This is a genomic window from Paraburkholderia caffeinilytica (assembly GCF_046030355.1).
In the GTDB taxonomy this organism is placed as follows: domain Bacteria; phylum Pseudomonadota; class Gammaproteobacteria; order Burkholderiales; family Burkholderiaceae; genus Paraburkholderia; species Paraburkholderia caffeinilytica_B.
Window position 1 is genome coordinate 258,073 of record NZ_JAQQCQ010000009.1, and the last position, 12,739, is coordinate 270,811.

Genomic DNA, 12,739 nt, shown 5'->3' on the forward strand with positions numbered 1-12,739 from the left:
GACGGCAGCTCGTCAGGCGGATTAGGCCGGGCGGGATCATGACGGCCTTGGTCACTACGAGAAACCCTCACCGGAACCCTCTACCGGAAAGCGTATGAAAATCACCATTATCGGCACGGGCTATGTTGGCCTTGTCACCGGCGCGTGCCTCGCCGAAATCGGCCATGACGTCTTCTGTCTCGACGTCGATCCGCGCAAGATCGAAATTCTCAACAACGGCGGCGTGCCGATCCACGAGCCGGGTTTGCTTGAGATGATCGCCCGCACGCGCAAGGCGCGCCGCATCACGTTTTCGACGGATATTGAAGCGAGCGTGGCGCACGGCGAGGTGCAGTTCATCGCCGTCGGCACGCCGCCGGACGAAGACGGCTCGGCCGATCTGCAATACGTGCTCGAAGCGGCGCGCAACATCGGCCGCACGATGAACGGTTTCAAGGTGATCGTCGACAAATCGACGGTGCCGGTCGGCACGGCGCAACGCGTGCGCGCAGTGGTCGAAGAGGAACTGGCCAAACGCGGTCTTGCCAATAGCGAGCAGCACCGCTTTTCCGTGGTGTCCAATCCTGAGTTTCTGAAGGAAGGCGCGGCGGTCGACGATTTCATGCGTCCTGATCGCATTGTGCTCGGCAGCGACGAAGACGAAGCGGGCCTGCGCGCGCGCGAGCTGATGAAGCGGCTGTACGCCCCGTTCAACCGCAATCACGAACGCACACTGTATATGGATGTGCGCTCGGCCGAGTTCACGAAATACGCGGCCAATGCGATGCTCGCCACGCGCATCTCGTTCATGAACGAGATGTCGAATCTGGCGGATCGGGTCGGCGCGGATATTGAAGCGGTGCGCCGCGGCATCGGCTCAGATCCGCGCATCGGCTATCACTTCCTGTATGCCGGTTGCGGCTACGGCGGCTCGTGCTTCCCGAAGGACGTGCAGGCGCTGATCCGCACCGCCAGCGAGAGCGGCCACAATCTGCGCATCCTCGAAGCGGTCGAGGAAGTGAACTACAAGCAGAAAGACGTGCTGGTGCAAAAGATTACCGGCAAGCTCGGGGAAGACCTGAGCGGCCGTACATTCGCCGTGTGGGGTCTCGCGTTCAAGCCGAATACCGACGACATGCGCGAGGCGCCGAGCCGTCGCGTGATCGCTGAATTGCTGGCACGTGGCGCCCAGGTTCGCGCGTACGATCCGGTCGCGGTGGCCGAAGCGCGCCGCGTATTCGCCATCGATCTGCACGATGCACCGGAGCAGCTTGCGCGTCTCACATTCACGGGCACTCAGGACGAAACGCTCACCGGCGCCGATGCGCTCGTGGTCGTCACCGAATGGAAGGAATTCAAGAGCCCGGATTTCGTGTACCTGAAATCGGTGCTGAAGTCGCCGCTGATTTTCGACGGCCGAAATCTGTACGAGCCGGACGCGATGATCGAGCTCGGCATCGACTATCACTCGATCGGACGACCTTATGCCCAGCCCTCTGAATTTCCGGCCGATGTCTCCAGCAATGCCTGAGGCCGCTCTGTCCACGCCCACGTCCGCATTGACCGTGGTGCCGCGCGAGCGCCTCGGTGCGGCGCGCGTGCTGGTGGTCGGCGACGTGATGCTCGATCGCTACTGGTTCGGCGACGTGAACCGCATTTCGCCGGAAGCGCCGGTGCCGGTCGTGCATGTGCAGCGCCAGGAAGACCGTCTCGGCGGGGCGGCGAACGTGGCGCGCAATGCGGTTGCACTCGGCGCGCAAGCGGGTTTGCTGTGCGTGGTCGGCCATGACGAGCCTGGCGAGCGCATCGTGCAACTGCTCGGCGAAAGTGGCGTAGCGCCGCATCTGGAGCGCGATCCGGATTTGCTCACCACGATCAAGCTGCGTGTGCTGTCGCGTCAGCAGCAGTTGTTGCGCGTCGACTTCGAAAACTCGCCGGCGCACGAAGTGCTGCTCGCGGGTCTCGCGCGTTTCGACGACCTGCTGCCGTCGCACGACGTGATTCTGATGTCCGATTACGCGAAGGGTGGCCTCACGCACGTCACGCAGATGATCGCCAGGGCGCATGCGGCGGGCAAGCCGGTGCTGGTCGATCCGAAGGGGGACGACTGGGAGCGCTATCGCGGCGCCACGCTGATCACGCCGAATCGCGCCGAATTGCGCGAGGTGGTTGGGCAGTGGAAATCCGAAGAGGATCTGCTCGCTCGCGTAACGAAACTGCGCACCGAACTCGAGTTCAAGGCGCTGCTGCTGACGCGTTCGGAAGAGGGCATGACGCTCTTCGCGGACGACGGCATCCTGCACACTTCGGCTGTCGCACGCGAAGTGTATGATGTATCGGGCGCGGGCGACACCGTGATCGCCACGCTCGCCGCCATGCTCGGCGCGGGTCTTACGCTGGTCGAGGCGGTCGGGCTCGCGAATCGCGCGGCCGGTATCGTGGTCGGCAAACTCGGCACCGCCACCGTCACCTACGACGAACTTTTTCATTGATGCGGCCCGCGGGGTTTCCTGTTTTGCGCGCTTCAGTTTTGGCGGCGCACAAGAGGGATCCGCGAGGCGTCAATTGAGCTGTCGATCGGAGTGGGTGCCGCGCACTTACTCTGATCCCATGCAAAGCCCATTACCGCAGGATCATCATGACCCTCATCGTCACCGGCGCAGCCGGCTTTATCGGCAGTAATCTCGTCAAGGCGCTCAACGAGCGCGGTGAAGATCGCATCATCGCGGTCGATAACCTCACGCGCGCGGACAAGTTCAAGAATCTCGTCGACTGTGAGATCGACGATTATCTCGACAAGACCGAATTCGTCGAGCGCTTCAAGCGGGGCGACTTCGGCAAAGTGCGCGCGATTTTCCACGAAGGCGCCTGCTCGGACACGATGGAAACCGACGGCCGCTACATGATGGACAACAACTTCCGCTATAGCCGCGAAGTGCTCGACGTCTGTCTTGAGCAGAACATCCAGTTTCTGTATGCGTCCTCGGCGGCCACGTACGGCGGCTCGAGCCGCTTTGTCGAAGAGCGCGAAGTCGAGCAGCCGCTGAACGTGTACGGCTATTCGAAGTTCCTGTTCGACCAGGTGATTCGCCGCGTGCTGCCCACCGCGAAGAGCCAGATTGCCGGCTTCCGTTATTTCAACGTGTACGGGCCGCGCGAAACGCATAAGGCGCGTATGGCGTCTGTGGCGTTTCACAACTTCAACCAGTTCCGCGCGGAAGGCAAGGTCAAGCTGTTCGGCGAATACAACGGTTACGCCGCGGGCGAGCAGACGCGCGATTTCGTTTCTGTCGAAGACGTGGTCAAGGTCAACCTGTTCTTCTTCGACAATCCGGATAAGTCGGGCATCTTCAATCTGGGCAGTGGCCGCGCGCAGCCGTTCAACGACATTGCGAGCACGGTGGTCAATACGCTGCGCGCGTTGAACAACGAGCCGCCGTTGTCGCTCGCGGATCAGGTGCAGCGCGGGCTGATCGAATACATCCCGTTCCCCGATGCACTGCGCGGCAAATACCAATGCTTCACGCAGGCCGACCAGACGAAGCTGCGTGCCGCCGGTTACGACGCGCCGTTTCTGAGCGTGCAGGAAGGTGTCGATCGCTACGTACGTTGGCTATTCGGCCAGGTGTAAATCTTTCGGATACCTCTTTAAACTGGAATCTCCCGGTTGGTGATGGTCGCCAACCGGTTGTACGAGGGAGATTCCATATGTTTCGAAAAATTCTGGTTACCGCGGCCATGCTCGCCGCTTTTGGCCACGCGTATGCGGCGGTCGACGTCAACACGGCTAACGAGGATGCGCTGCGTGGCATCAAGGGCATCGGTCCTGCCAAAGCGAAAGCCATTCTCGAAGAGCGTACAGCGCATGGTCCATTCAAGGATCCGACCGATCTCGGCAAGCGCGTCAAAGGCATGGGCGGGCATACCGTCGAGCGCCTGCAAGCGGAGGGTCTCGCTGTCGGTCCGGCTGGCGCGGCTGCTAACCCGCAGGCTGCGGCGTCTGCACAGAGCAAGGGCGCGGCCGTTGCGGGCAATGGCGCCAATGCGGCCACTGCCCAGAAGAGCAATGCCACTGTGGCGGTGAAGAAATAGCCTGACGCGGGCCGGGCGTGCGAGGCGGGTCACCTCCGCGCGCCCGGTCCGCTCCCGTCGTTCCCCTTCATGGTCGGAGTGGGTAAGAACACTCCTTCAGCTGTCATGCAGATGACTGGCTCCCGCGGTTCTCAGCCGCGGGTTTTTTGCGTTGCGCGCGCTCGTCGGCCGGCGCCTGCATCCATGCGGGCAGAAGGGCCGCACGGCAGCCGCGCCCTCGGTGGTTTAGAATCGATGGATTGAAGACTCCGCGCATCGACAGCACCAGACCCGATATGGCTTACAAAACGATTGAAGACACGATTGGCGATACGCCGCTCGTGCAACTCGTCCGGCTTCCTGACGACGAGATCCGCAGCCGCAATAACGTGATCCTTGCGAAGCTCGAGGGCAACAACCCCGCAGGCTCGGTGAAGGACCGCCCGGCGCTGTCGATGATCAAGAAAGCGGAAGCGCGTGGGCGCATCAAGCCGGGCGACACGCTGATCGAATCGACCAGCGGCAACACCGGCATCGCATTGGCAATGGCGGCGGCGATCCGCGGCTACAAGATGGTGCTGATCATGCCGGAAGACCTCTCGGTGGAGCGTCGTCAGAGCATGGCCGCCTATGGCGCGCAGATCGTGCTGACGCCGGTCACGGGCGGCATGGAATACGCGCGCGATCTGGCCGAACAGATGCAGCGCGAAGGCAAGGGCATCATCCTCGACCAGTTCGCGAACCCGGACAATCCCGCCGCGCACGTCGAAGGCACCGGCCCGGAAATCTGGCGCGACACCGAAGGGCGTATCACGCACTTCGTCTCGTCCATGGGCACGACCGGCACGATCATGGGCGTGTCCACCTATCTGAAGGAACAGAATCAGGCGATCGAGATCATCGGCGCGCAGCCGGAAGAAGGTTCGCGCATTCCGGGCATCCGTAAATGGCCGGAAGCCTATCTGCCGAAGATTTTCGATCGTAGCCGCGTGGACCGCGTCGAGAACGTGAGCCAGGCCGCAGCCGAGGCGATGGCGCGGCGCATGGCCTCGGTCGAAGGGATCTTTGCCGGTATCTCGTCAGGCGGGGCCTGTGAGGTGGCGCTGCGCGTCGCGCGCCAGGTCGAGAACGCGACGATTGTGTTTATCGTCTGCGATCGGGGTGACCGGTATCTGTCGACGGGTGTGTTTCCCGCTTGATTGTGCTGCGGCGCAGTGAGTGGCCCGCGAGACGAGTTAGCCAATAAAAAAGCGCTGGTTTAACCGGCGCTTTTTTTTGCTTGCTACCCCGCGTGCTATGCGTTTGTGACGCAGTGAGTATCTGGCGACTGGTATCTGATAGCCGCCGCGGCTCAGCTCATTGCGAAGCCGCACCCGGCGCCGCCGCATTGCTGCCGGCGTTCGCCGCGTCGCTCGCTTCCATCTGTGCTTTGACCCGCTGGCCCAATTGATAAACCGCCAGGGCGTAGAAAAAACTGCGGTTATAGCGCGTCAGCACATAGAAATTCTTCAAACCCAGCATGTACTCGGTGCCGCGCCCCGGCGACGGCAGATCGACCACCGTCACCGGCGTGCCGGCTTCCGACGCGATATCGATTCCCGGCTCGTTCAGCAGCAGTCCGGCACGGAGCAATTGGTCCAGCGGCCAATGCGGCTCCGGCTTACCGTCGGCGGCCGCTTGCGCCACGCCCAGGCTGCCGGCGTCCGAGCCGATCTTCCACACCACGGGCCGGCCGTTTTCCCAGCCGTTCTGGCGCAGATAGTTCGCCACGCTGCCGATCGCATCCGCCTGGCTCGTGCGCAGGTCGATCTGCTTGTTGCCGTCATAGCTCACCGCGTACTGCACGATGCTGCTCGGCAGGAACTGCGGAATCCCGATCGCGCCGGTGTAGGAACCGAGCACGGTGGTCGGGTCGATTTGCGAATCGCGCGTCCAGACCAGGTAGTCTTCAAGATTCTTGCGGAAGGTCGCCTGGCGATCGGCGCGATTGGCGGTATTCGGATAGTCGAAGCTGAGCGTGGTCAGCGCGTCGAGCACCCGGAAGTTGCCCATGAAGCGCCCGTAAATCGTCTCCACACCGATGATGCCGACGATCACTTCCGGCGGCACGCCGAACTCTTCGTAGGCGCGTTGCAGCGTGGCCTGGTTGGCGCGCCAGAAGCGCACGCCGGCGTTGATGCGCACCGGGTCGAGAAAGCGCGACTGATAGACGCGCCAGTTCTTGATCGACGGGGAGGGCGACGGCGTAACGAGCTTGACCGCGGTAGCGGAATAGCTCACGCGCGCGAAAAGGGCGTGCAATGCGGCCTCGTCGAAGTCGTAGCGCGCGGACATATCGGCGATGAACGCGTCGACATTCGGGTTGTTCGCGTAGCGCTGCGGAATGATCTCTTCTTCGAAGGTTTGCCCTTGCGGCACCGCCGGTTGCGGTTGGCTTTGCGTGAGCAGCAGCGGTGGCTGCTTCCCGGCGCTTTGCGCCATTGCCGGACTGGTTGCCATGAACATGCACGATGCGACGGAGAGTGCGGCAGTTGCGGTCTTCATGCGTAGCCGGTTTCGTGCAGACAGAGCAAGCTTGACGGTCATAGTGAGCTAGGGGCGCAGTGCGAAAGAGACGGGGGAAACGGACAGGGCAGTATACCCGACGCCTTCTGCAAAACTGTGCCCAGCGCGTCACAGTCGCATGGTGTGGTAACTTGGCAAATGTTGGCGCGCCCAGTGTGCGCGCCCCCTGGACGGAGACACGCCGCGCGCGCCTTGAAAGCGCCGCGTCGCAGACGAGAATCATGGCAACAGGCTTCTATTCCCACGCCGATTGTTTGCTGCACGATATGGGGCAATGGCATCCCGAATGTCCGGCGCGCCTGCAGGCAATCGAAGATCAATTGATCGCGAGCCGCATCGACTCGCTGATCGAGCGCGAATCGCCGCCGCTCGCCGATGAAGCCGCGCTATTGCGCGTTCATACGCAAGCCCACGTCGATTACGTGCGCAGCCGTTCGCCGGCGGAAGGTCTCGCCGAAATCGATCCCGACACGTCGATGAACCCGTACACGCTGCAGGCCGCGTTGCGCGCGGCCGGCGCCGCGGTGGCCGCGACCGATGCCGTGATCGAAGGCCGCTACGACAATGCATTCTGCAGCGTGCGCCCGCCCGGGCACCATGCGGAGCCGGCGCGTGCGATGGGCTTCTGCTTTTTCAACAACGTCGCGATTGCCGCACGTCATGCGCTCGAGGTGCATGGCATGCAGCGGGTGGCGATCATCGACTTCGACGTCCATCACGGCAACGGCACCGAAGCGGCCTTTTCGGGCGATTCGCGTGTGCTGATGTGCAGCATCTTCCAGCATCCGTTCTATCCCTTCACCGGCGCCGACAATCAGGCGCCCAACATGTGCAACGTGCCGATGCCGGCGCGCTCCAAAGGCATGGCGGTGCGCGACGCGGTCGATATGCTGTGGCTCCCGCGCCTGCATGAATTCAAGCCGGAGATGATCTTCATCTCGGCCGGTTTCGACGCGCATCGCGAGGACGATCTCGGCAACATGGGCCTCGTCGAAGACGACTATGCATGGATCACCGACCAGGTGCGCGAGATCGCGAAGCGCTATGCGCGTGGACGGATCGTCAGCTGCCTCGAAGGCGGCTACAACCTGTCGGCGCTGGGGCGCAGCGTGGTCGCACATGTGCGCTCGCTGGCCGGGATCTGAACTGCCACGCGACAAAAGCTGCGCGAAGGTCGCGAAATGCATGAATTCAACGAGGAGCGAGCCATGAATGCCGAGGTGCGCAGTGCGTCGCTGATCGAAATCGAACACGACGCCTACGGCGTGCCGGGTGTCGTTCGTTTGACGATGAACCGGCCCGATGCCTTCAACGCGCTTTCCGAAGCCCTGCTCGACGCGTTGCAGTCGGCGCTGACGGCGCTGGCGGAATCCGATGCGCGGGTGGTGGTGATCGCCGGCGCCGGCCGCGCGTTCTGCGCGGGGCACGATCTGAAGGAAATGCGCGCGGCGCCGTCGCTCGCTTATTACCAGGCGTTGTTCGCGCGCTGCACGAAACTGATGTTGACGATCCAGCGCCTGCCGCAACCGGTGATCGCGCGTGTGCACGGCATCGCTACGGCGGCGGGTTGTCAACTGGTCGCGATGTGCGATCTGGCGGTTGCGGCCGATACCGCGCGCTTTGCCGTCTCGGGTGTCAACCTCGGTCTCTTCTGTGCGACGCCTGCGGTGCCGTTGTCGCGCAATCTGTCGTGCAAGGCTGCGCTCGAAATGCTGCTCACCGGCGATTTCATCGACGCCATCCAGGCGAAGCAGCAAGGCCTCGTGAATCGCATCGCGCCGGCAGATGCGCTCGACGCAGAGGTCGCACGGCTCGCGAAAAGCATCTGCGCGAAGCCTGTCGAAGCGGTGAGCGCCGGCAAGGGCCTGTTCTATCGCCAGCTCGAGATGGGCATCGAAGCGGCGTATCAGTTAGCCGGTCAAACCATGGCCTGCAATATGATGGACGACTCCGCGCTCGAAGGCGTACAGGCCTTCATCGACAAACGGCCGCCGGACTGGAAACACTAGCCGGGCCAGGTCGCTCGTGTCGAAACCCGCGCTCGTCCCACGCGTGCGGATGCCGGCGTTTCTAAATGCCGCCCTCCGATGCTGAAATCTGGAGCGTCCGCGCATCGGCCCACGCAATCTCGTTTGTCGATGTCGAAACGCTGTGCAGCGCTCAGGCTTTGGGTAGCCGTTTCTCGATCCAGTCGATCAGCGCGCCGATCACGCGATCGCGATCGAGATCGTTCATCGTCTCGTGATAGCTGTCTTCGTGCAGGGTGAGCGTCTTGTCCGGCGAGCCCGCGTGCGCGCCGAAATCGCGGCTGCCTTCGGGTTCGGTGAGCTTGTCGGCGGTGCCGTGATACACCAGCAGCGGTACGCGCAGGCCCGCACGGCCGCGTTCGATGCGCGCCATCGCCAGCAGCAGTTCCGCGCCCGTGCGCGCGGGAATCGCACCGTGATGAACCAGCGGATCATTGCGATTGGCGTTCACCACGGACTGAAGACGCGACAGCAACGCCGCGTCGATCTTCATCGCCGGAAAGGTCGGCCAGATGCGGCTGATCACCTGGCTCACTTTGAGCATCCAGCGCGGTACATCGTGACCGGGCGCGAGCGCGGGGCTCGACAGGATCAGACCGCTCAGACGACGCCCGCTTGCCTCGAGCCGTTCGATCGCGTAAAGCGCCGCGATTGCGCCGCCCATGCTGTGGCCCATGAGGAACAGAGGGGCGCAGCTAGTTGCCGCTTCATCGAGCAATGCCTGAGCGTCGAGCAGATAATCGTCGAAGCGGTTGACCCACACACGTTTGCCCGGCGCATGCCCATGTCCGCGCAAATCGATGGCGACGAGTTCAATGCCGGCCGGGTTCAGTCGATCCGCCAGCGCCGCGTAGCGCCCGGCGTGCTCCGCGAGCCCGTGTACCAGCGCGACCGTGCCGCGCAGGGGTGCCGTGGCGGGCCAGCGATACAACGGCAGGGCGACGCCGTCGCTTGTCGTCACCGTCGAGCGCGGCGCGGCACCGCCTTTCGGGGCGTCTGCAGGGGCATCCGCTGCGGGACGCACATTGCCGGATCGAGTTGTTTCCATAGCTTCTGATTGTCCTGAACGTGTCCTGATTCCGAATCGCCCGATCATAGTCGTAGCGGGCAAGCGCACGCGAGCATCTCTCACCGGGCACGCCTCTAATTCCATGGGGTTATGAAAAGATCGTAATTGATTATTAAAGGGAATGACGGCGCTGCGGTAGAATTGCGGGCTCAAATCCCAATAAAAGCAACGGCGGCCGCTTGTCGGGAGCGCACAACGCTCGTTGGCAACTCCGCCGTTTCGTTTTTCCATGATCGAAATACGCAATATCTCCCAGCGGTTTGCCGGACCCCGGGGCTGGGTCGAGGCGCTGCACAACGTCAATCTGTCGATTCCGGCGGGTGAGGTGTTCGGCATCATCGGCCGCAGCGGCGCGGGCAAGAGTACGCTCGTGCGCACCCTCAACCTGCTGACGCGCCCGAGCGAAGGCAACATCGTCGTCAACGGCCGCGATCTGACGACGCTGCCGGCCGCGCAATTGCGCGAGGCGCGTCGCGAAATCGGCATGATCTTCCAGCACTTCAACCTGCTGTCGTCGCGCACGGTGTACGAGAACGTGGCGTTGCCGCTCGAACTCGCCGGCATGAAGCGCGATGAGATCGAGGCGAACGTGCTGCCGCTGCTCGAACTGGTCGGTCTGTCGGCGCAGAAGGATCGGTATCCGGCGCAGATCAGCGGCGGGCAGAAGCAGCGCGTGGGCATCGCGCGTGCGCTGGCAAGCAAGCCGAAGGTGCTGCTCTCCGACGAAGCGACTTCGGCGCTCGACCCCGAAACCACACGCGCGATCCTCGAATTGCTCAAGCGCATCAATCGCGAACTGAACCTGACGATCGTGCTGATCACGCACCAGATGGACGTGATCAAGCAGGTCTGTGACCGCGTCGCAGTGCTGGATGCCGGCCGCGTGGTCGAAGAGGGCAAGGTCATCGACGTGTTTCTGCAACCGCATCATGAAGTGACGCGTGCGCTGATCGGCGACGTGATCGCGCAGGAACTGCCGCCCGCGATGAAGGCGCGCGTAGCTGAACGCCTGAAGACCGGCCGTGGCCACCTGCTGCGCCTGGCGTTCACCGGTTCGGGTGTCGATCAGCCGATCCTGTCGGAAACGATCCGCCGCTACGAACTCGACTTCAACATCCTGCATGGCCAGATCGACGAGATCCAGGGGCAGGCGTTCGGCTCGCTCGCGGTGCTCGCGGGCGGCGAACCGGCGAAGGTGGCAGAAGCGCTGACGTATCTGCGCGAACAGGGTGTAGTGGTAGAGGAGCTGTCGTATGTTGAGTGAAATGTTCGATATGTTCGTCCAGTCTTTCTGGGAAACGCTCGTGATGGTGGGCATCTCCGGACTGGTCGGCGCGGCGGTCGGTTTGCCGCTCGGCGTCCTGCTGTATCTGACTGATCGTCAAGGCGTGTTGCAGAACATCGCCGTGAATCGCGTGATGGGCGTGATCGTCAACGCGGTGCGTTCCACGCCGTTCATCATCTTGCTGGTCGCTGTGATTCCGTTCACGCGCCTCGTGGTGGGTTCGTCGATCGGCACGGCTGCGGCCGTGGTGCCGCTGACGATCGCCGCGGCGCCGTTTATCGCGCGTCTGGTCGAGACCGCTTTGCGCGAAGTCGATCGCGGTCTGATCGAAGCGGCGCAGGCAATGGGCGCGACCACCAGCCAGATCGTTTTCAAGGTGCTGTTGCCGGAGTCGCTGCCGGGTGTGGTCGCCGGGTTGACGATTACGTTTGTCTCCCTGGTCGGCTATTCGGCGATGGCCGGCGCGATCGGCGGCGGCGGGCTCGGCGATCTGGGCATTCGTTACGGGTATCAGCGTTTCCTGCCGGAAGTGATGGTGACGGTCGTGGTGATCCTGATCGTCTTCGTGCAACTGGTGCAGTCGTTCGGGGATTGGCTCGTGCGTCGTTTGAGCCATAAATAAACAAGGGTCATCGGAACCCGTCAGGCAGATTCGAAAAAGGTCCATCATGCAACGTCGTTTCATTCTCAAGCTGGCCGCCACATTCGGCGCCGCATCGCTGTTCGCTGCCGCCACGGCGGCCCACGCCGAAGACACGATCAAGGTCGGCGTCACCGGCGGCCCGCACGCGCAGATCATGGAAGTCGTGAAGACGGTCGCGGCAAAGAACGGCCTGAACATCAAGATCGTCGAGTTCTCCGACTACGTGCAGCCGAACGCGGCGCTCGCCGGCGGCGACCTGGACGCGAACAGCTACCAGCATGACCCGTACTTGCAGGCCCAGGTGAAGGATCGCGGCTACAAGCTGATTCGTATCGCCGATACGGTCACGTACCCGATGGGCATCTACTCGAAGAAGGTGAAGACGCTGGCTGAATTGCAGCCGGGCGCGAAGATCGCTGTGCCGAACGATCCGACCAATGGCGGCCGGGCGCTCCTGTTGCTGCAGAAGCAGGCGCTGCTGAAGCTGCGCGCGGACGCAGGCCTGAAGGCGACGCCGCTCGATATCGTCGACAATCCGAGGAAGCTGAAGATCGTCGAACTCGACGCTGCGCAAATACCGCGTTCGCTGAACGACGTGGACGCCGCCGCGATCAATACGAACTTTGCGATGGAGGCGGGTTTGAAGCCCAAGCAGGACGCCATCGCGATCGAAGACCCGCAGGGTCCGTACGTGAACATCATCGCAATTCGCGAAGCTGACAAGGGCAAGCCGTGGGTTGCGAAGCTGGTCGCGGCGTATCATTCGCCGGAAGTGAAGCAGTTTATCGAGAACAAGTTTGGCGGGGCGGTGATCACCGCCTGGTGATCTGGCGCCGATTTTTTCGACCGGTTCGCCTGGCAAAACATGACGGCAATGCAAAATTAGAGTCGTAAGTCTTAACCCGGGGTTGTCTCCCGGGTTTTTTCGAGATTAAAATAGAACGATCGTTCGTTATTGCCGTCACGCCACTGAGGAGCGATATCCTTCTGCTAGAGCGCCCGCGACAAGGCGGCCATGAGGGCAGTCGCTATAATGTCCGTTGGGTTGACGTATTCGTAACTTTGGAGCGTGTGCATGAAAATCCTGGTGCCAGTCAAGA

General features: G+C 62.6%; 12 protein-coding genes. 10 read left to right on the plus strand and 2 right to left on the minus strand.

From position 1 onward, the window contains the following. Positions 1–94 precede the first annotated feature (94 nt). The 5 genes from PQQ95_RS16555 to cysM all read left to right on the plus strand — a co-directional run bounded on the left by PQQ95_RS16555 (position 95) and on the right by cysM (position 5,249). Entirely contained in the window at positions 95–1,510 is a 1,416-nt protein-coding gene (locus tag PQQ95_RS16555; RefSeq protein WP_408438446.1) for a UDP-glucose dehydrogenase family protein, read from the plus strand. Continuing rightward, positions 1,464–2,471: a D-glycero-beta-D-manno-heptose-7-phosphate kinase gene (gene rfaE1 / locus PQQ95_RS16560; RefSeq protein WP_408438447.1), complete on the plus strand. Its 1,008-nt coding sequence runs from the start codon at positions 1,464–1,466 to the stop codon at positions 2,469–2,471. Before PQQ95_RS16555 ends, rfaE1 begins: the two co-directional genes overlap by 47 nt. Positions 2,472–2,617: 146 nt before the next feature. Next, positions 2,618–3,610: an ADP-glyceromanno-heptose 6-epimerase gene (rfaD, locus tag PQQ95_RS16565; protein WP_408438448.1), complete on the plus strand. Its 993-nt coding sequence runs from the start codon at positions 2,618–2,620 to the stop codon at positions 3,608–3,610. A gap of 77 nt (positions 3,611–3,687) precedes the next feature. Then, positions 3,688–4,071, plus strand: coding sequence for a ComEA family DNA-binding protein (locus PQQ95_RS16570; RefSeq protein WP_408438449.1), 384 nt, complete (start codon positions 3,688–3,690; stop codon positions 4,069–4,071). A gap of 275 nt (positions 4,072–4,346) precedes the next feature. Then, positions 4,347–5,249 carry a cysteine synthase CysM gene (gene cysM, locus PQQ95_RS16575; protein ID WP_408192183.1) on the plus strand — a complete coding sequence of 301 codons (903 nt, stop codon included), beginning with the start codon at positions 4,347–4,349 and terminating at the stop codon, positions 5,247–5,249. A gap of 157 nt (positions 5,250–5,406) precedes the next feature. Here the strand turns inward: cysM and mltB are convergent, their stop codons facing one another. Beyond that, on the minus strand, positions 5,407–6,555 hold the full coding sequence (mltB, locus tag PQQ95_RS16580; protein ID WP_408438461.1) for a lytic murein transglycosylase B: 1,149 nt from the start codon (positions 6,553–6,555) through the stop codon (positions 5,407–5,409). A 281-nt stretch (positions 6,556–6,836) separates the two neighbouring features. On the opposite strand from mltB, the gene PQQ95_RS16585 reads away from it, so the two are divergent. Both PQQ95_RS16585 and PQQ95_RS16590 read left to right on the plus strand, forming a co-directional pair. Then, positions 6,837–7,760: a histone deacetylase family protein gene (locus tag PQQ95_RS16585; protein WP_408438450.1), complete on the plus strand. Its 924-nt coding sequence runs from the start codon at positions 6,837–6,839 to the stop codon at positions 7,758–7,760. Positions 7,761–7,823: 63 nt separating this feature from the next. Further along, complete coding sequence (locus PQQ95_RS16590) at positions 7,824–8,624, plus strand: enoyl-CoA hydratase (RefSeq protein ID WP_408438451.1); 801 nt, start codon at positions 7,824–7,826, stop codon at positions 8,622–8,624. A gap of 151 nt (positions 8,625–8,775) precedes the next feature. On the opposite strand, the gene PQQ95_RS16595 is transcribed toward PQQ95_RS16590, so the two are convergent. Then, complete coding sequence (locus PQQ95_RS16595) at positions 8,776–9,690, minus strand: alpha/beta hydrolase (RefSeq protein ID WP_408438452.1); 915 nt, start codon at positions 9,688–9,690, stop codon at positions 8,776–8,778. A 250-nt stretch (positions 9,691–9,940) separates the two neighbouring features. Here PQQ95_RS16595 and PQQ95_RS16600 point away from each other — a divergent pair, with 250 nt between their 5' ends. The 3 genes from PQQ95_RS16600 to PQQ95_RS16610 are packed head-to-tail and all read left to right on the plus strand — an operon-like array spanning position 9,941 to position 12,465. Continuing rightward, positions 9,941–10,975, plus strand: a complete 1,035-nt coding sequence (locus PQQ95_RS16600; protein ID WP_211613575.1) for a methionine ABC transporter ATP-binding protein — start codon at positions 9,941–9,943, stop codon at positions 10,973–10,975. Further along, entirely contained in the window at positions 10,965–11,618 is a 654-nt protein-coding gene (locus PQQ95_RS16605) for a methionine ABC transporter permease (protein ID WP_054037200.1), read from the plus strand. The genes PQQ95_RS16600 and PQQ95_RS16605 overlap by 11 nt, the downstream gene beginning before the upstream one ends. A 46-nt stretch (positions 11,619–11,664) precedes the next feature. After that, entirely contained in the window at positions 11,665–12,465 is an 801-nt protein-coding gene (locus tag PQQ95_RS16610) for a MetQ/NlpA family ABC transporter substrate-binding protein (RefSeq protein WP_408438453.1), read from the plus strand. The last annotated feature ends 274 nt before the right edge of the window (positions 12,466–12,739 follow it).

Coding starts and splice junctions, on each gene's coding strand:
- PQQ95_RS16555 (WP_408438446.1), top strand. CDS start 95: ATGAAAATCACCATTATCGGCACGGGCTATGTTGGCCTTGTCACCGGC.
- rfaE1 (WP_408438447.1), top strand. CDS start 1,464: ATGCCCAGCCCTCTGAATTTCCGGCCGATGTCTCCAGCAATGCCTGAG.
- rfaD (WP_408438448.1), top strand. CDS start 2,618: ATGACCCTCATCGTCACCGGCGCAGCCGGCTTTATCGGCAGTAATCTC.
- PQQ95_RS16570 (WP_408438449.1), top strand. CDS start 3,688: ATGTTTCGAAAAATTCTGGTTACCGCGGCCATGCTCGCCGCTTTTGGC.
- cysM (WP_408192183.1), top strand. CDS start 4,347: ATGGCTTACAAAACGATTGAAGACACGATTGGCGATACGCCGCTCGTG.
- mltB (WP_408438461.1), bottom strand. CDS start 6,555: ATGTTCATGGCAACCAGTCCGGCAATGGCGCAAAGCGCCGGGAAGCAG.
- PQQ95_RS16585 (WP_408438450.1), top strand. CDS start 6,837: ATGGCAACAGGCTTCTATTCCCACGCCGATTGTTTGCTGCACGATATG.
- PQQ95_RS16590 (WP_408438451.1), top strand. CDS start 7,824: ATGAATGCCGAGGTGCGCAGTGCGTCGCTGATCGAAATCGAACACGAC.
- PQQ95_RS16595 (WP_408438452.1), bottom strand. CDS start 9,690: ATGGAAACAACTCGATCCGGCAATGTGCGTCCCGCAGCGGATGCCCCT.
- PQQ95_RS16600 (WP_211613575.1), top strand. CDS start 9,941: ATGATCGAAATACGCAATATCTCCCAGCGGTTTGCCGGACCCCGGGGC.
- PQQ95_RS16605 (WP_054037200.1), top strand. CDS start 10,965: ATGTTGAGTGAAATGTTCGATATGTTCGTCCAGTCTTTCTGGGAAACG.
- PQQ95_RS16610 (WP_408438453.1), top strand. CDS start 11,665: ATGCAACGTCGTTTCATTCTCAAGCTGGCCGCCACATTCGGCGCCGCA.